The organism is Microbacterium sp. UBA1612 (genome assembly GCF_002321605.1).
In the GTDB taxonomy this organism is placed as follows: domain Bacteria; phylum Actinomycetota; class Actinomycetes; order Actinomycetales; family Microbacteriaceae; genus Microbacterium; species Microbacterium luteum.
Map to the genome: position 1 here is coordinate 109,732 of NZ_DCMW01000004.1, position 17,602 is coordinate 127,333.

The window sequence follows — 17,602 nt, forward strand, 5'->3', positions numbered from 1 at the left end:
ACGGACACTGCGGGCGCGGTCGTGGTCACCCCTCAAGTCTACGGTTGCGGCCTGAACAGGTGCTCAGCACCCAGAAAGGACCCGATGACCTCCTTCGCGGCCGAATCGATGCCGGGACAGGCGCCCCCGCCCGACTCGGTCGCGCCGCGGGATTCTTCTCCCACCACACCGACCTCGGTCGGTCGCCTCAACGACACCATCCGCGGGTTCATCGAGCGGTGGGGGTCGGTCTGGGTCGAAGGCGAGATCACCAGCTGGAACGTGCGCGGCGGCAACGTCTTCGGGCGCATCAAGGACCTCGCGACCGACTCGACCGTCTCGGTACGACTGTGGTCCTCGACCCGGCAGCGGATGCGGGGGGATTTCTCCGTGGGCGATCACGTGGTCGCGTGCGTCAAGGCGGACTACTTCCCCCGGTCCGGCGACTTCAGCTTCGCCGTGTCCTCCCTGCGACAGGTGGGTCTCGGCGAGCAGCTCGAGAGGATCGAGAAGCTCCGAGCCCAGCTTCGCGCCGAGGGGCTGTTCGACCCGGAGCGGAAGAAGCCGCTCCCCTTCCTCCCGCACGTCATCGGACTCATCACGGGCGAACGGTCCGACGCGGAGAAGGACGTGCACCGCAACGCCGAGCTGCGATGGCCGCAGGTGAGGTTCCGCACCCGCCATGCCGCCGTGCAGGGCGACCGGTGCGTGCCCGAGACGATCGCCGCCCTGCGCACTCTCGACGCGGACCCCGACGTCGACGTGATCATCATCGCCCGCGGCGGCGGAGATCCGCAGACGCTCCTCGGATTCAGCGACGAACGCCTGCTGCGTGCCGTCGCAGCGGCGGCGACGCCGATCGTGAGCGCGATCGGCCACGAGAACGATCGCCCGCTCCTGGACGACGTCGCCGACCTTCGCGCATCCACACCGACGGATGCGGCCAAGCGCGTCGTGCCGGACGTCGCGGAGCAGCGAGCTCTCGTGACCCACCTGCGCGCGCGGCTGACCGGCCGACTCACCCAGCGGGTCTCGCACGACATCAGCCAGCTCGAACATCTGCGTTCGCGCCCCGTGCTCCGCACACCGCAGACGATGCTCGAGTCCCGGTCGCACCACCTCTGGGTGGAGGTGGCGCGCGGTCGCGAGATCGTCGAACGACTCCTGGATGCGCAGCACCGCCGCGCCGCGGAGCTGCGCGCCTCGCTCCGGGCCCTCTCCCCGGCGTCCACGCTCGCCCGCGGGTACGCGATCGCCCATCTCGACAGCGGTGAGATCGTCCGCGACGCGGCCCAGGCACCCGCGGGCAGTCCGGTGGTTGTGACCGTCGGCCGAGGAGCCTTCGCGGCACGATCCGACGGCGAGATCACGGGCGGGCACCCCGCCGATGCCGCGACGAGTGACGAACGGACGACACCTAGGATGGAACCATGACCGAGACGAGCGCACCCGGCACGGATGTCGAGGGGCTCTCCTTCGAAGACGCGCGCGACGAACTCGTGCGGGTCGTCGCCCAACTCGAGCAGGGCGCTCCGACCCTGGAGGAGTCGCTGCAGCTGTGGGAGCGCGGGGAAGCCCTCGCCGACCGGTGCGAGCAGTGGCTGCTGGGGGCCAAGCGTCGCCTCGACGAGGCCCGCTCCCGTTCGGAAGACGCCGACGCTCCCTCCGGCGCCACCGCGTGATGGCCAAGCAGCCCCGCGTCGTCGCCGAGCTCGGGCGCCCGGAGACCCCTGATGAGACCGCCGCGCGCAAGGCGGCGTCATCCGCCGCCTACCGGTCGAGCAAGACCGTCCGCAACCTCGTCGTCGCCCTGCTCGTCACGCTCGGCATCGTGGCCGTGATCATCCTCGCCGTGCCGCGTGGACAGCTGCCGGCGACCGAGATCGACGTGGCCGAGACCGCCGCCACCATCGAATCGGGCGGAGACGACGACCTGATCGTGCCGGAGCTGCCCGAAACCTGGCGAGTGAACAGCGCCGTCGTCGAGAGCGACGACACCGTCCGCGCATGGACCATCGTGTACGTTCCGGAATCGGCGCAGGGTTACGTCCGCATCGAGCAGGGATTCGACGCGGACGCCGCCTGGGCCTCCCGCGTCCTCCGCGGCGCCGAGATCGAAGACACCGTCACCATCGACGGCATCACCTGGGATCGCTACGACGTCGGCACCTCCGGCGAAGAGGGCAACATCACCCAGGGGCTGGCGGTGGCCGCCGGTGCCGACACCGTCCTCATCTACGGCGACACCGACGAGGCGAGCCTCACGCAGGCCGCCGAGAGCGTCGCCGACCAGATCCGCGAGCTGCAGGAGGCATCGTGAGCGCACCCACCCCCGCCCAGGCCTGGACCGACATGGCGACCGGCAACGGCCGGTTCGTCGCGGGCGAGCCGCAGCATCCGCGGCAGGATGTCGAGCGTCGTCACGAGCTCGCCGCGGCACAGAAGCCGGTCGCGGCGCTGTTCGGATGCTCGGACTCCCGCCTGTCCGCGGAGATCATCTTCGACCAGGGCCTCGGCGATCTCTTCGTCGTGCGAAACGCCGGCCAGGTGATCTCGGACTCGGTCGTGGGGAGCCTGGAATACGCCGTCGCGGTGCTCGAGGTGCCGCTGATCGTCGTGCTCGGCCACGACGCGTGCGGCGCCGTCAGGGCGGCCATGGACAGCACCGCCGCCGACGCGGCACCCCTGCCCCCGCGCATCTGGCGACAGGTCGCGCCGATCGTTCCCGCGGCGCGTCGTCTCCAGCAGCAGCATCCGGGCGAGCCGCTCAACCCCGAAGAGGTCGGTCGCGAACATCTCCGCGACACGGTCGGCGAGCTGCTGCACTCGAGCGAGCTGATCAGCGACGCCGTCGCCGCCGGGCGCCTGGCGATCGTCGGGGCGAACTACCGCTTGTCCGAGGGCACCGCCGTGCCCGACATCACCGTGGGCGTCGTCGACGCCGACGCCTGAACGACTCTGAGAAACGGGAGGAACGACGACGTGACCGACACCGAGTACCGCATCGAGCACGACACCATGGGCGAGGTGCGCGTGCCCAAGAATGCGCTCTACGCCGCGCAGACCCAGCGCGCCGTGGAGAACTTTCCGATCTCGGGCGACCCGCTCGACCCGGCGCAGATCGTCGCCCTGGCGCGCATCAAGAAGGCCGCGGCGCTGGCCAACAAGGAGCTCGGCACACTCGACGGTGCGATCGCCGATGCGATCGCGGGTGCCGCCGACGAGGTCATCGCGGGGTCGCACGCCGACCAGTTCCCGATCGACGTGTACCAGACCGGCAGCGGCACCAGCTCGAACATGAACATGAACGAGGTGCTCGCCACGCTCGCGACGCGCGCGCTCGGCTCCCCCGTTCACCCGAACGACCACGTCAACGCCTCGCAGTCCTCCAACGACGTGTTCCCCACCTCGGTGCACATCGCCGCGACGCAGGAGATCATCGACGACCTCATCCCGGGACTCGATCACCTCGCGGTGGCCCTCGAGGCCAAGGCCGAGCAGTGGAAGGACGTCGTGAAGTCGGGTCGGACGCACCTGATGGATGCGACGCCGGTCACCCTCGGTCAGGAGTTCGGCGGCTATGCGCGCCAGATCCGCCTCGGCATCGAGCGGGTGCAGGCGGTCATCCCCCGCGTGGCCGAGGTGCCGCTGGGCGGCACCGCGACCGGCACCGGCATCAACACCCCGCTGGGCTTTCCGCAGAAAGTCCTCGAACTCATCGTGGCCGACACCGAACTGCCGATCACCGAGGCCAAGGATCACTTCGAAGCGCAGGGCGCGCGCGACGCCCTCGTCGAGGCATCGGGTGCGCTTCGCACCGTGGCCGTGTCGCTGACCAAGATCAACAACGATCTGCGGTGGATGGGATCCGGACCCAACACCGGTCTCGGGGAACTGCACATCCCCGACCTGCAGCCGGGATCATCGATCATGCCCGGCAAGGTCAACCCCGTGATCCCCGAGGCGACGCTCATGGTCTGCGCACGGGTGATCGGGAACGACGCCACCATCGCGTGGGCCGGCGGCACCGGCTCGTTCGAGCTCAACGTCGCCATCCCGGTCATGGGGACGGCTCTTCTCGAGTCGATCTCGCTCCTGGCCAACGTCAGCCGCGTCCTCGCGGACAAGACCATCGACGGCCTCGAGGCCAACATCGAGCGGGCCGCCGCCTTCGCGGGCATGTCGCCGTCGATCGTCACACCCCTGAACAAGATCATCGGCTACGAAGCGGCGGCGAAGATCGCCAAGCACTCCGTCGCCGAAGGGATCACCGTGCGGGAGGCCGTCATCTCGCTGGGCTACGTCGACCGCGGTGAGATCACGCTGGAGCAGCTCGACGAGAAGCTCGACCTGCTCTCGATGACGCATCCGGGCTGATCGTGACCGCCGGCACCCCTCGGCGCGATAATCGAGGGATGTCGTCCCTGCCACGCCCCCTGTCGGCGAGAGCGCGCATCCTCGGCGCGATCGTCGCCGTCGCCGCGGTGGGGCTGATCGTCGTCGGCAGCGTCACGTTCCTCGCGCAGCGGGAACGCACGCTGACCACCGTCGACGAGCGCTTGCGCACGCAGGTCGAGCAGCTGCGCACGGTGGCCGTCACCACCGACGAGAGCGCCGGGGCTCCGGCATCCGACGGCGGCGACGACGACCTCGTGCTGGAGGACTTCGCCTCGGTCGAGGAATACCTGCAGACCGCGGTCGCCCGCCTCGTGCCGGCGCGGAACGAGGGCTCCGCCGCGATCGTCGACGGCGAGGTGCAGTATCGCCCCACGACGCTGTCGGGGTTCGACATCGCCGACGACAGCGAACTCGTCGACGCCGTCGTGGCTGCGGTCGACGAATCCGACCGCACCGTCCTGGGCACCGTGTCCACGGAGCGCGGCACACTGCGATACATCGCGATCCCCGTCGAGCTCGACGAGGATTCCTCGTCGGGAATCTACGTGCGTGCCGTCAACCTCGACGCCGAGCTGCAGCCCGTGATCGCCTCGATGATCACCTTCGGCGTCGTCGCGCTCGCCGTGGTCGTCGCGATCGGCTTCGTCGCGTGGTTCGTGGCCGGACGGCTGCTCTCCCCCATCCGGCACCTGCGGGATGCCGCCGGCGTCATCACCCTGGCTGACCTGTCACCCCGCCTGAGTCCGCAGGGCAACGACGACATCTCGGACATGACGCGCACCGTCAACGAGATGCTCGATCGCCTCGAAGGCTCGGTCGATGTGCAGCGTCAGCTCCTGGACGATGTGCGGCACGAACTGAAGACGCCGATCACGATCGTGCGCGGGCACCTGGAGGTCATGAACCCGGACGACCGGGACGACGTCGTCGCGACGCGCGACATCGGTATCGCCGAGCTCGACCGCATGACCCGCCTGGTCAGCGACATCGATCTCCTCGCGACCGTCGAAGGCGACGAGCTCGAGATGAAACCCGTCAGCCTCGCGGTCCTCACCGCACGCGTCGGCGAACTCGTCGCCGTCATCCCCGGCCACCACTGGCAGATCGAGCACACGGCGCGGGGGAAGGTCGTCGGCGACAAGGATCGACTCCTGCAGGCGTGGCTGCAGCTCGCCGACAACGCCGCCAAGTACACCCCCGAAGGCACCCCGATCGAGATCGGAAGCACCCTCGAGCCGTCGGGTGCTCGCCTGTGGGTCCGCGATCACGGGCCGGGGATCCCCCGCGCGCAGCGTCACCGCATCTTCCGGCGCTTCGATCGCGCCCACGGATCCCGCGCCGTGGGAGGCTCGGGACTGGGCCTGGCGATCGTCGATGCGATCGCGAAGGGCCACGGGGGTCGATGCGTCGTGACCGACACGTCCGGCGGCGGCGCGACCTTCACGATCCACCTGCCGTCCCCGACCTCCGAGCTGCCTGCCCCCGTGCGCGCCGGAGACGTGCTCCAGAGAGAGGCCTCGTCGTGACCCTGATCCTCATCATCGAAGACGAACCGCGCATCGCCTCGTTCGTGGGGCGCGGCCTGGAATCGGCCGGCTACGCGACGGCCGTCGTCGAAGACGGTGCCGAGGGGCTCGCCCGGGCGCTCGACGACGATGTGGCGCTCGTACTGCTGGACGTCGGCCTGCCGTCCATGGACGGGTTCGAGGTGCTTCGCCGCCTCCGCGGCCACGGCTCGGCGGTTCCGGTCATCATGCTCACGGCGCGCTCGAGCACACGCGACACCGTCGACGGACTCGACGCCGGCGCGAACGACTACGTCCCGAAGCCGTTCACCTTCGACGAGCTCCTCGCACGCATCCGTTCGCGGCTGCGCGAACACGCCGCACCCGCCGGCACGTCGGTGTCCCACGGCGACGTGACCCTCGACATCCTCGGTCGCCGGGCGACTGTGGGCGGCCGAGAGGTCGAACTGTCGGCGCGGGAGTTCGCGCTCGCCGAGCAATTCCTGCGCAGTCCCGGTCACGTGCTGAGCCGCGAGCAGCTCCTCAGCCGGGTCTGGGGACTCGATTTCGACCCGGGCTCCAACGTCGTCGACGTCTACGTGCGCTACCTCCGCGGCAAGCTCGGCGCCCACCACATCGCCACCGTGCGCGGCGCGGGCTACCGGTGGGAATAGCCACCGGCACGGAAGAGCCCCCGGCGTCGCGGGGCGCCGGGGGCTGAGATGCCAGGCGGGGGGACCGTGGCATCTTCCATGCTCTCGCTCTCAGATGAGAGCCGGAGGAAAGGCCGATGAGAGTCCTCTCATGTCCGTCAGGACAGCTCCCCTGCTTCCAGCAGCTCCGTCACGAGCGCGGCGATGGCCGAGCGCTCCGAACGCGTGAGCGTGACGTGTCCGAAGAGGTCGTGACCCTTCAGCGTCTCGATCACGGACGCGACGCCATCGTGGCGCCCGACGCGCAGGTTGTCACGCTGCCCGACGTCGTGGGTGAGCACGACGCGGGAGTTCTGCCCGATCCGGCTGAGCACCGTCAGCAGCACATTGCGCTCCAGAGACTGGGCTTCGTCGACGATCACGAACGCATCGTGCAGCGAGCGACCGCGGATGTGGGTCAGCGGCAGCACCTCCAGGAGCCCGCGCTCGACCACCTCGTCGAAGACGTTCGACGAGACGATGGAACCGAGGGTGTCGAAGACGGCCTGACCCCACGGATTCATCTTCTCGCCCTGATCGCCCGGCAGGTAGCCCAGCTCCTGCCCGCCGACGGCGTAGAGCGGCCGGAAGACGATGATCTTCTTCTGCTGCTGACGTTCCAGGACGGACTCCAGGCCCGCGCACAGCGCGAGAGCGGACTTGCCCGTGCCGGCGCGGCCACCGAGCGAGACGATCCCCACGTCGGGATCCATCAGCAGGTCGATCGCGATGCGCTGCTCGGCCGATCGACCGTGCAGGCCGAACATGTCCCGGTCACCGCGCACCAGCCGGTAGGAGCCGTCTCCGGTCACCCTCCCGAGTGCGGAGCCGCGTTCGGAGTGGATGATCAAGCCCGTGTTCACCGGGAGGCCCACGACGTCGTCGCTGACGGCCACTTCGCTCTCGTAGAGGTCGCTGATGTCATCGCCGGAGACGTCGATCGAGGCGATGCCGGTCCACCCGGAGTCGACGGCCTGCTCGGCGAGGTATTCCTCCGAGCTGATGCCGAGCGAGGCGGCCTTCACCCGCATGGGCATGTCTTTGGAGACGACCACCACCTCGGTGCCGTCCTGTGACAGGTGCATCGCCACCGCGAGGATGCGGGAGTCGTTGTCGCCCATCCGCATACCGGACGGGAGCACCGCGGCGTCGGTGTTGTTGAGCTCGACACGCAGCGTGCCTCCCTCACCGATCGGGATCGGGAAATCCAGCCGGCCGTGATCGGTGCGCAGGTCGTCGAGGAGGCGCAGCGCCTGCCGGGCGAAGTAGCCGATCTCGGGATCGTGGCGCTTCCCCTCCAGCTCGGAGATCACCACAACCGGGATGACGACATTGTGCTCGGCGAACCGCGAGATGGCCCGTGGATCGCTCAGCAGAACCGAGGTGTCCAGCACGTAGGTGCGAAGCGCCTGGTCCTGGTCGTCGGGGATCGCCTCCCCCAGACCCGCGGTGCCCTCGTCCTGTCGGCGCTGCATGTGTGGTGCTCGTGCGGTCACAACCCACTCCCCGCTCCGGGTCCGGTACCCGGGAACTCGAGTCGACCGTGGGTCACGAGTCGCGATCCTTCGAGGCCGACTCGACCGGGCGCCTTGCCCGATGCTCTGAAGCTACGACCGCGAACGGCGACACGCCATCCCGACACGCTGTCCGCGCGTTACGCCGGAGTGAATTCCTGGATGCGACGACGTGACGCCGCATCCGTTCAGCTGCCGTAGCGCCGATCGCGCTCTGCGTAGTCGCGCATCGCGCGCAGGAAGTCCACCTCGCGCAGGTCGGGCCCGAGCGCTTCGACGAAGTAGAACTCGCTGTGCGCGGACTGCCACAGCAGGAAGTCGCTGAGACGCTGCTCGCCCGACGTGCGGATGACCAGGTCCGGATCGGGCTGTCCGCCCGTGTAGAGGTGCTCCCCGATCTGCTCCGGAGTGAGGCTCTCCGCGAGATCCTCCAACGAACCGCCGCTGCGGTGGTGGGCGGAGATGAGGCTGCGAACCGCGTCGACGATCTCGCCGCGCCCGCCGTACCCCACGGCGAGGTTCACGTGGAGACCTCGATGCTCCACCGTGCGCGCCTGCGCGTCCGCGAGCACACGAGCGAGGTCCGGAGGCAGATTCTCGGATCGACCCACGTGCTGCACCCGCCAGTCCCGTTCCCGGGAGAGCCCTTCGGCCAGCTCCGCGATGATCTCCACCAGATCGGACAGCTCCTGGGAATCGCGCTTGCGCAGATTGTCGTTGGAGAGCAGGTACAGGGAGACGACCCTCACGCCGATGTCGTCGCACCAGCGCAGGAACTCGCGCATCTTCGCCGCTCCGGCGCGGTGCCCATGGGCGGCGGAGTCGAATCCGAGCTGACGCGCCCACCTCCGGTTGCCGTCGATCATCATCGCGACGTGGTGCGGCACCGTCTCCGGAGTGAGACTGCGGCGCAGCCGGCCGATGTACAGGCGATAGAGCGGTCCCCTGCCCTGCTTCATCTGCGTCACCTCCCTAACGTACCGCCGGTCCCGAAGCCGAGACGGTCCGGTGACGCGTGCGCCCGGCGGCATACTCCGACGCGTACGCTCGGATCATGGCCCGCCGAGAGCGCACGATCGTGTCCGACGAGGGCGCGAAGATGCCCGAGCTCCCCCTCCTCGAGGCGACGGCCCTCAGCGCCCAGACGGAGGTGAAGCCCAGCTGGCGCGGGTGGATCCACGCCGGCACCTTCCCCGTCGCGATCGCCGCCGGCATCGTTCTCATCGTGCTCGCGCAGGGAGCACCGGCGAAGTGGTCGTCCGCGGTGTTCATGGCCACGTCGCTGCTGCTGTTCGGCAACTCGGCCCTGTACCACCGCTTCTCGTGGAAGCCGACCATGCGCGCCACGCTCAAGCGCATCGATCACGCCAACATCCTGCTTCTGATCGCCGGCACCTACACGCCGATCGCCGTGCTCGCACTGCCGACGTCGAAGTCCGTGCTGCTGCTGTCCCTCGTGTGGGGAGGGGCGATCCTCGGGATCCTGTTCCGCGTCTTCTGGATCGACGCACCGCGATGGCTGTACGTCGCGCTGTACCTGGTGCTCGGATGGGCCGCGGTGATGTACATCGTCGACCTCTTCGCGGCCAACCCGGCGATGATGATCCTCGTGATCGTCGGCGGCCTCCTGTACACGGGAGGCGCCGTGGTCTACGCGCTCAAGCGCCCCAACCCGTGGCCGGGTCACTTCGGCTTCCACGAGATCTTCCACGTCTGCACCGTGCTGGCGTTCCTGTGCCACTGGACGGCGTGCCTGCTCATCGCCCTGCAGCCCGCCTATCACGCGGGCTGATCTCCCCGCGTCAGCGGCGCGGCTCGGCCGGGTCGTCTCCGCTACTCACCGGGCCATCCTCATCGGGTGCAGCGGGCTCCCCGCCGGCCCGTGCGTCGGCGGCCGCCTGCTCGGCGTCGAGCTGCTCGTCGATGTCAGCCCGGATGCGTCCTCGACGGATGCGACGCAGCATGTCGGTGATGAGCACGATGACCGCCACGCCCAGGAGTGCGAACACGAGGAAGCCCCACGGGCCGGGCGTCACCAGATCCGGGTCGACGAGCTCGGCAGGGGTCGGCGTGGGTGTCGCGGTCGCCAGAGCGACGAGCGCATCGTGCATGTTTCCTCGATCCGCGCCGGAGCGCATAGCCTGGTCTTCAGCCTAATCTTCCGGAGCAGTGCCGCATGACGACCCCCGAGCAGCTCGACGACCGGTACGGTCGCACGCCTTCCGCGCGACGACGCGTCGTCGCCGGTGTCGCCATCGGCGTCGGTGCACTCCTGGCCGGAGCGATCGCCTGGGGTGCGGTGAGCAACGTCCTCGACGACGTGGAGGTCGAGACGGTCGCGTTCGAGGTCGTCGACGAGCATTCGGTGACCCTCAGCTTCCAGATGGCCGCGCCCGCCGGGCGCGACGTGGCGTGCGCCCTGGAGGCCCGGGATCCCGATCACGGCGTCGTCGGATGGAAGATCGTGCAGTACCCCGCGTCCGAACGGCACTCGGTCGCCGTTCGGGAGGACATCCCGACCGTCGGCGAAGCCACCACCGGTTTTGTCAACACGTGCTGGGTGACGTAGTCTGTCGAGACACAGACGACTGACGCCCCGGCCGATGCCCGGGGCGTTTCGGTTACCCGCACCGGAATTCTCGTTCGACAGTCCGGTCCGAACCAGCAGTCCCATCCGAACCGAAGGAGATGTGACGTGTCCAGCGATGCCCAGGTGACGTTCCTCACGCAGGAGGCGCACGACCGACTGACGGCCGAGCTCGAACACCTCTCGACCACCGGTCGCGAGGAGATCGCCAAGCGTATCGAGGCCGCACGCGAAGAGGGCGACCTCAAGGAGAACGGCGGATATCACGCCGCGAAGGACGAGCAGGGCAAGCAGGAGGCGCGCATCCGCACCCTCCAGTCCCTGCTGAAGTCCGCCAAGGTCGGCGACTCGCCCCAGAGTCACGGCGTGGTCGAGCCGGGAACCGTCGTGACCGCGGTCATCGCCGGAGGCGAGGAGACGTTCCTGCTCGGAAACCGCGAGATCGCCGGCGGCACAGAGCTCGACGTGTACAGCGAGGTCTCCCCGCTCGGCGAGGCCATCCTCGGCCGCAAGGAAGGCGAGAAGGTGTCGTACACCGCCCCGAACGGCAAGGAGATCGCCGTCGAGATCGTCAAGGTCGAGACGTACGACGGTCAGTGAATCCCGGGCGGCCTCGAGCGGCCTGCCCCGAACGGGTCGCTTCGCGCGTGTGCGCGGATGCGGCCCGTTCGGCGTTCAATCGGGGACGACTGTCGCGGTGAATCCCGCCTGCTCGAGCGTGGAGATGACGTGTGCGCGGTGTTCCTCGCCGCGCGTCTCGACGCTGAGCTGAAGGATCACCTCGGAGATCTGCAGTCCCTGACCGTGACGGGTGTGCAGCACCTCGATGACATTGGCCCCGGCGAGCGCCAGCAGCTCGGACACCTTGGCCAGCTGGCCGGGCCGGTCGGGCAGCGGAATCCGCAGGCTCATGTAGCGCCCCGAGGCCGCGAGCCCGTGTGCGACGACGCGCTGCAGCAGCAGCGGATCGATGTTGCCGCCGGAAAGCACCGTCACGGTGGTGCCGGTCGCGGTGACTTTGCCCGCGAGCATCGCCGCGACACCGACGGCGCCCGCCGGCTCGACGACCTGCTTCGCGCGCTCGAGCAGCACCAGCAGTGCGCGCGCGATGTCGTCCTCCGTCACGGTGACGACCTCGTCGACGAGGTCGTGGATGATCTCGAACGGCAGGTCCCCCGGTCGCGCGACGGCGATCCCGTCGGCGATCGTGGGTCGCGTTGCGACCTCGAGGGGCTTGCCCGCCGCCATCGACGAGGGATACGCGGCGGAATTCTCCGCCTGGACGCCGACGATGCGAACGCGCCGACCGTCGGCCGCCGCACGCGCCTTCACGGCCGCAGCGACGCCGGCGAGGAGGCCGCCGCCGCCGATGCCGAGCACGACCGTCTCGAGATCGGGAACCTCGTCGTAGAGCTCGATCCCGAGCGTTCCCTGGCCGACGATCACGTCTCGGTGGTCGAAGGGGTGGATGAGCACGGCGCCGGTCCGCTCGGCGTACTCGGCGGCCAGGCGCAGTGGAGTCTCGACGGTGGCCCCTTCGAGCACGACGTCGGCGCCATAGCCACGGGTGGCGAGGAGCTTCGGGACCGGCACGCCCAGCGGCATGAAGATGGTCGCGGGGATGCCCAGGGTCTGCGCCGCGAGCGCGACCCCCTGCGCATGGTTGCCCGCCGAGGCGGCGACGACACCGCGTTCGCGCTCCTTCTCGCTCAGGCGCGACAGACGGTAGGTGGCACCGCGGATCTTGAACGACCCGGTGCGCTGCAGGTTCTCGAGCTTGAGATGCACCGGCACGCCGAGCAGGTCGGAGAGGAACTGCGAGCGGTCCGTCGGGGTGCGGGTGATCACGCCGTCCAGGGTGGCGGCGGCATCGGCGAAGTCTTCGATGGTGGGGGCGCTCACGCGCGCGTCCTCCTCGTTCTCGGGACGGTGGTCCAGATCAGATCCGCCGTCACACGCGGATCGGCGCCGGTCTCCCAGGCGCGCTCGCCAAGATAGACCGCGACGACGTTGACGAACGCGGCCAGCGGCACCGCGAACAGAGCACCCGGGATGCCGGCGATCATCGCACCGCCGGCCACGACGAGGACGACCGCCAGCGGGTGGACCTTCACCGCCGACCCCATGAGCAGCGGCTGCAGCACGTGACCCTCGAGCTGCTGCACCCCGAGGACGACCAGGAGCATCCACAGCGCGATCCACGGACCGCTGTAGACCAGCGCGAGGAAGACCGCGAGAGCCCCGGTCACGACGGCTCCGACGAACGGGATGAACGCGCCGAGGAACACCAGCACGCCGATGGGGATCGCCAGCGGCACCCCGAGGAGCGCGGCGCCGACTCCGATGCCGATGGCGTCGATCGTGGCGACCAGCAGCTGGGTGCGGGCGTAGTTGATGACGGTGACCCACCCCGCCCTGGCGGCTCCGTCGACGGCCGCGCGCGTGCGCTTCGGGAACAGCTTCGTGGTCCAGCGCCAGATGCCGGCGCCGTCGGCGAGCAGCGTGATGAGGATGAAGACGGCCAGGAGGGCACCGGTCGCCACGTGTCCGACGGTCGTGCCGATGGCGAGAGCTCCCGACCAGAGCAGTTCGGCCTGCTGCTGCAGGAATGTTCCCGCCTGGGTGAGGAGATCGTCGATCTGCCGCTCCGTCAGGTGCAGGGGACCCTGAACGAGATAGTCCCGCACCTCCCCCACCGCTTCGACGGTACGCTGCTGCACCGACGGCCACTCGCGCGAGATCTGCCAGGTCACCAGCCACACGAGGCCGGCGACGACGGCGAAGGTGCCCAGGAGCGCGATGACGATGGCGATCCAGCGCGGGAAGCGGTGCCGGATCATCCAGGAGAAGAAGGGCCACAGCAGCGCCGTCACGAGGATGGCCACCATCATGGGGATGACCAGCAGCTTCAACTGGATGATCAGCCAGATGAGCACGCCGATCGCGGCGGCGATGAGCAGGAAGCGCCACGCGTACTCCGCTGTCAGACGCAGCCCACGCGGAACCTGCTCGCTCAGCTCTCCCGAGACGATGCGGGTGCGATCGCGCAGTGCGGAGAAGAACGAGCCACGGGACGTGTCGTCTGGACCGCTCATCACGCCAGTCTAGGTCCCCGCGAGGCCGGGGCCGCGTCGGAGGGGGCCGTTAGGCTGACCGGGTGAAGGAGACGCTGAGCGCCCCGGAAGCGCGTCGGATGGCGCTGGCCGCCCAGGGCTTCGGCAAGCGCCCCGTCGACGGCCGCGCGGGGGTGCGCACGCTCGGTGCGACCATCCGCCGCCTCGGCACTCTCCAGATCGATTCCGTGAACGTCTTCGCGCGATCGCACTACATGCCGCTGTTCTCGCGCCTGGGGAGCTATGAGACCGCCGACCTGGATCGGCTTTTGTTCGCGCGGCGGGCGCCCTTCGTCGAGTACTGGGCCCACGTGGCCGCGTTCATCCCCGCGGCGGACTGGGGACTGTTCGATTTCCGGATGCGGGAGCTGCGCCGGAAGTACGACGCCCCCGACGGCTGGACGCGGCGCCACGCCGAGACCGTGTCGTGGGTGCGCGACGAGCTCGCCGCCCGCGGACCGTTGCGTCCGGCCGACATCGAGCGAGACGCCCACCGGTCCCGGCGCGGACCCTGGTGGGACTGGGACGAGGTGAAGTCCGCGCTCGAGTACCTGTGGCTGTACGGCGAGGTCGCCATCGCCGGACGCCGGGGATTCGAACGCCGCTACGGCCTGGCCTCCCAGGTGATCCCGGACGACGCACGCGCTCCCGTGCCCCGTGAGGACGCGATCCGCGAGCTCGTCCGTCGAGCCGCGGCGGCATACGGGGTCGCTACCGCCGCCGATCTCGCCGACTACTGGCGCATCCGCGACCGCAGGGCGATCCTCGCCGCCGTCAGCGACCTCGTCGATGCGGGCGACCTCTCGCCCGTGAGGGTCGAGGGCTGGACCTCGGGCGGGCGTCCCGCCAAGGCGTGGGTCCATCGCGACGCGCGACTGCCGCGGCACGTCGAGGCCGCGGCCGTGCTCACGCCCTTCGATCCGGTGGTGTGGTTCCGCGACCGCGCCGAGCGCTTGTTCGACTTCTCCTACCGGATCGAGATCTACACCCCCGCGAACCGCCGCCGGTTCGGCTACTACTCCCTGCCCGTGCTCGTCGGCGACGACATCGTCGGGCGCGTCGATCTCAAGGCGGACCGACCGACGGGCCGACTGCTCGTCCAGTCGGCCTGGTGGGAGCACGGCGCCCCCCGCGACGCCGCCGAGGCGGTCGCAGATCGGCTGCGCGCCGCTGCTTCCTGGCAGGGTCTGGAGACCGTCTCGGTTTCGCACTGGGGTGATGCGACCGACGACATCGCTCGAATGCTCGGCGGCGCACCCCGCCACGATGCCGGACCGATCGGCCCCGAAGCCCTCTCTCCCGCCGAGCCCGATGCGCCGGCCGAGGTCGCCTCGTGAGCCGTCGCGTCGCGGTCGTCGTCGCATCGGTCGCCGTGGTGCTCGGAGCCGCAGCGATGGTGTGGTGGTGGACCTCGACCGCCGATCGGGCATCGGCCCCGCGGGATATCGCGCAGGTCTACCTCACCGCGCTCGAGCAGGGCGACATCGACACCATCCAGGAGGTTCGGAGGGGATCGCTCTCGCCGCTCGCGATCGACGCGTTCGCGGGCGCGGACCACATCGTCGACGCGCGGATCGACGATGTGGTCGTGGACGGCGACGAGGGCGCGGTGACCGCCTCGGCGGAGCTCGCCGGGGAGCGCCGGCCGCTGCAGTTCGCCGTGATCGGCGACAGCGACGGCTGGAAGGTCGCCGGTGACGACCTCGGTGAGCTGTCGGCATCCACCACTCCCGGCGCAGCCGTCACGATGGGCGACGCGGTGGTCGAGGCCGACACCGTCGTCGACGTGCTTCCGGCGGTCTACCCCGTCGTCGCCGTTCCCGAAGAGGTGCTGTCGGGTCGGACGGATGCCGCGATCACCCCGCAGCAAACGGTGCACGTCGTCGTCGAGACCGAACTCGCCGCGGGGGCCGTCGACGCCGTGCAACGCGCGGTCGATGCGTGGGCCGAAGCGTGCACGGTCTCCGCGCAGAGCGTTCCCGCCTCGTGCGGATTCGACGTTCCGTGGCCGGCCGACTTCACGTCCATCGCGTCGATCGACTACCGCATCGATGCCTACCCGAGCGTGGCCGACCTCGGTGTCGACGGCGTCCTCGTCGCCTCCGACGGAGTGCTCGTCGCTACCGTCCGCGGCCAGGCGCGGGAAGGCGACGAACCGCGCACCTACCGCACCGACGACTGGATGATGCGCGGCGCGATCACCTTCGACGGCGCGCAGCTGGTGATTCGCGCCTTCTGAGCCCACAGCGGCTTCTGACACCTCAGAAGGAGCCGCCGATCTCATGGAGTCGTGCGATGCGGTCGGGAATCGGCGGGTGGGTCGCGAACATCTTGGCGAAGGCCTTCGGCGCGAGCGGATTCGCGAACCACAGATGCGCCATGGACGTGTTCTCCCGCTGCAGCGGCCTCCCCTCCTGGGAGAGCTTGGCCAGAGCCGACGCGAGCCCGTCCGGGTCGCGGGTGGTCAGGGCGCTCGTGGCATCCGCCAGGTATTCGCGCTGACGCGAGATCGCCGCCTGCACCACCCCGGCGAGAAGGGGTGCCACGATCGCGGCGACGAGGCCGAAGATCATGAAGAGCAGCTGCGCCTGCCCGTTGTTGCCGCCTCCGCGCCGCATCCCGCCGAAGAACGCGGCACGCAGCATGATGTCGGCGAGGATCCCGACGGCCACGACGAGACCGAAGACGATGAGCGAGACGCGGATGTCGTAGTTCCGGATGTGGCCCAGCTCGTGCGCGAGGACTCCCTCGAGCTCACGATCGGTCATGATCTCGAACAGTCCCGTGGTGACGGTGATGGCCGCTTTCTCGGGCGTGCGCCCCGTCGCGAACGCGTTGGGGGCGGCATCCTCGACCACGTAGAGCTTCGGCATCGGCGTTCCGGTCGTGATGCAGAGGTTCTCCACGAGCCGGAAATATCGCGGCGCGTCGTGCGACGACACCTCGACTGCTCCCGCCATCGCGAGCGCTTCCCGGTCGGCGAAGAAGTACTGCACGGTGGCGTATCCGGCCGCGAACAGCAGGATGAACCCGGTCACGAACCAGTTGTTGCCCAGGAGCCAGCCGGCGATCCATCCGATCGCCCCCAGCACCAGGACGAAGCCGATGAGGATGAACCACGTGTTGCGCTTGTTCCGCGCGATGGCGCTGTACACGGTCGGTCCTCCTTCGCCGTGTGAACTGCGATGCGGTACGTCAGCTGTTGCGTCAGAACTGCACGCGCGGCGGCTCCGAGATCGCGGCGCCGTCGACGACCTCGAAGAACTCGCGCTCGCTGAACCCGAGGTTCTTGGCGAAGAGGTTGTTCGGGAAGACCTTGATCTTGGTGTTCAGCTCCCGGACGCCGCCGTTGTAGAACCGGCGCGATGCCTGGATCTTGTCCTCGGTGTCGACGATCGCCTGCTGGAGCTGGAGGAAGTTCTGGCTGGCCTGAAGCTGGGGGTAGGCCTCCGCCACCGCGAAGATCGACTTCAGCGCCTGCTGCATGTGCCCTTCGGCGACGCCCGCTTCCGCCGGACTCGCCACGTTCAGCGTCTCCGCGCGAGCGCGCGTGACGTTCTCGAAAACCGCCTTCTCGTGCGCGGCATACCCCTTCACCGCCTCGATCAGATTCGGGAGCAGGTCGGCGCGTCGCTTCAGCTGCACGGTGATGTCGCTCCACGCCTCGTCGACGCGAACGTTCAACTGCACCAGCGAGTTGTACGTCGCCCACAGGTAGATACCGGCGATGACGACGATCGCGACGACGATGAGGACCGGGATAAGCCATTCCCACATGGTCGCCATCCTAGTCCGCACCCGCGGACCTCACGTG

19 protein-coding genes are annotated in these 17,602 nt (G+C 69.3%); 12 read left to right on the top strand and 7 right to left on the bottom strand.

Features of this window, described 5'->3' with window-relative positions; all coding sequences use genetic code 11:
* Positions 1-84: 84 nt before the first annotated feature.
* From xseA to B3S45_RS02515, 7 genes are read left to right on the top strand one after another with little or no spacing between them, the layout of a single operon-like run.
* Positions 85-1,413, top strand: a complete 1,329-nt coding sequence (gene xseA, locus B3S45_RS02485; RefSeq protein WP_071042889.1) for an exodeoxyribonuclease VII large subunit — start codon at positions 85-87, stop codon at positions 1,411-1,413.
* A complete protein-coding gene (locus B3S45_RS02490) occupies positions 1,410-1,661 on the top strand; it encodes an exodeoxyribonuclease VII small subunit (protein WP_071042888.1) in 252 nt (83 codons plus the stop codon). Before xseA ends, B3S45_RS02490 begins: the two co-directional genes overlap by 4 nt.
* The gene (locus B3S45_RS02495; protein WP_194384960.1) at positions 1,661-2,299 is read left to right on the top strand and encodes a DUF4245 family protein; all 639 of its coding nucleotides are present in this window, start codon (positions 1,661-1,663) and stop codon (positions 2,297-2,299) included. Before B3S45_RS02490 ends, B3S45_RS02495 begins: the two co-directional genes overlap by 1 nt.
* Before the next feature lie 32 nt (positions 2,300-2,331).
* On the top strand, positions 2,332-2,931 hold the full coding sequence (locus B3S45_RS02500) for a carbonic anhydrase (protein WP_083336368.1): 600 nt from the start codon (positions 2,332-2,334) through the stop codon (positions 2,929-2,931).
* 30 nt (positions 2,932-2,961) lie between these two features.
* Positions 2,962-4,356 (top strand): class II fumarate hydratase, encoded by a 1,395-nt coding sequence (locus tag B3S45_RS02505; RefSeq protein ID WP_194384959.1) that lies wholly within the window; start codon positions 2,962-2,964, stop codon positions 4,354-4,356.
* A gap of 38 nt (positions 4,357-4,394) precedes the next feature.
* Positions 4,395-5,903, top strand: coding sequence for a sensor histidine kinase (locus B3S45_RS02510; RefSeq protein ID WP_071042884.1), 1,509 nt, complete (start codon positions 4,395-4,397; stop codon positions 5,901-5,903).
* Complete coding sequence (locus B3S45_RS02515; protein ID WP_071042883.1) at positions 5,900-6,556, top strand: response regulator transcription factor; 657 nt, start codon at positions 5,900-5,902, stop codon at positions 6,554-6,556. The genes B3S45_RS02510 and B3S45_RS02515 overlap by 4 nt, the downstream gene beginning before the upstream one ends.
* A gap of 137 nt (positions 6,557-6,693) precedes the next feature.
* Here the strand turns inward: B3S45_RS02515 and B3S45_RS02520 are convergent, their stop codons facing one another.
* Positions 6,694-8,049, bottom strand: coding sequence for a PhoH family protein (locus B3S45_RS02520; protein ID WP_071042882.1), 1,356 nt, complete (start codon positions 8,047-8,049; stop codon positions 6,694-6,696).
* A gap of 227 nt (positions 8,050-8,276) precedes the next feature.
* The gene (locus B3S45_RS02525) at positions 8,277-9,047 is read right to left on the bottom strand and encodes an isoprenyl transferase (RefSeq protein WP_194385469.1); all 771 of its coding nucleotides are present in this window, start codon (positions 9,045-9,047) and stop codon (positions 8,277-8,279) included.
* A gap of 140 nt (positions 9,048-9,187) precedes the next feature.
* Here B3S45_RS02525 and trhA point away from each other — a divergent pair, with 140 nt between their 5' ends.
* On the top strand, positions 9,188-9,880 hold the full coding sequence (gene trhA, locus B3S45_RS02530) for a PAQR family membrane homeostasis protein TrhA (protein WP_083336367.1): 693 nt from the start codon (positions 9,188-9,190) through the stop codon (positions 9,878-9,880).
* Positions 9,881-9,890: 10 nt separating this feature from the next.
* Here the strand turns inward: trhA and B3S45_RS02535 are convergent, their stop codons facing one another.
* A complete protein-coding gene (locus B3S45_RS02535) occupies positions 9,891-10,199 on the bottom strand; it encodes a hypothetical protein (protein ID WP_071042879.1) in 309 nt (102 codons plus the stop codon).
* Positions 10,200-10,264: 65 nt separating this feature from the next.
* Here B3S45_RS02535 and B3S45_RS02540 point away from each other — a divergent pair, with 65 nt between their 5' ends.
* Entirely contained in the window at positions 10,265-10,657 is a 393-nt protein-coding gene (locus B3S45_RS02540; protein ID WP_194384958.1) for a DUF4307 domain-containing protein, read from the top strand.
* Positions 10,658-10,783: 126 nt separating this feature from the next.
* A complete protein-coding gene (gene greA / locus B3S45_RS02545) occupies positions 10,784-11,275 on the top strand; it encodes a transcription elongation factor GreA (RefSeq protein ID WP_071042877.1) in 492 nt (163 codons plus the stop codon).
* Between the two features lie 75 nt (positions 11,276-11,350).
* On the opposite strand, the gene ilvA is transcribed toward greA, so the two are convergent.
* Together ilvA and B3S45_RS02555 are read right to left on the bottom strand one after the other, a co-directional pair.
* Positions 11,351-12,577 (bottom strand): threonine ammonia-lyase, encoded by a 1,227-nt coding sequence (ilvA, locus tag B3S45_RS02550; RefSeq protein ID WP_071042876.1) that lies wholly within the window; start codon positions 12,575-12,577, stop codon positions 11,351-11,353.
* The gene (locus tag B3S45_RS02555; RefSeq protein WP_071042875.1) at positions 12,574-13,770 is read right to left on the bottom strand and encodes an AI-2E family transporter; all 1,197 of its coding nucleotides are present in this window, start codon (positions 13,768-13,770) and stop codon (positions 12,574-12,576) included. Before B3S45_RS02555 ends, ilvA begins: the two co-directional genes overlap by 4 nt.
* Before the next feature lie 62 nt (positions 13,771-13,832).
* On the opposite strand from B3S45_RS02555, the gene B3S45_RS02560 reads away from it, so the two are divergent.
* A complete protein-coding gene (locus tag B3S45_RS02560) occupies positions 13,833-15,125 on the top strand; it encodes a winged helix-turn-helix domain-containing protein (RefSeq protein WP_286717187.1) in 1,293 nt (430 codons plus the stop codon).
* Complete coding sequence (locus B3S45_RS02565) at positions 15,122-16,027, top strand: hypothetical protein (RefSeq protein WP_286717189.1); 906 nt, start codon at positions 15,122-15,124, stop codon at positions 16,025-16,027. The genes B3S45_RS02560 and B3S45_RS02565 overlap by 4 nt, the downstream gene beginning before the upstream one ends.
* A 22-nt stretch (positions 16,028-16,049) precedes the next feature.
* Here B3S45_RS02565 and B3S45_RS02570 read toward each other — a convergent pair whose 3' ends face one another.
* Together B3S45_RS02570 and B3S45_RS02575 are read right to left on the bottom strand one after the other, a co-directional pair.
* Positions 16,050-16,943, bottom strand: a complete 894-nt coding sequence (locus tag B3S45_RS02570; RefSeq protein ID WP_071042872.1) for a M48 family metalloprotease — start codon at positions 16,941-16,943, stop codon at positions 16,050-16,052.
* Positions 16,944-16,995: 52 nt separating this feature from the next.
* The gene (locus B3S45_RS02575; protein WP_194384955.1) at positions 16,996-17,565 is read right to left on the bottom strand and encodes a LemA family protein; all 570 of its coding nucleotides are present in this window, start codon (positions 17,563-17,565) and stop codon (positions 16,996-16,998) included.
* Positions 17,566-17,602 lie beyond the last annotated feature (37 nt).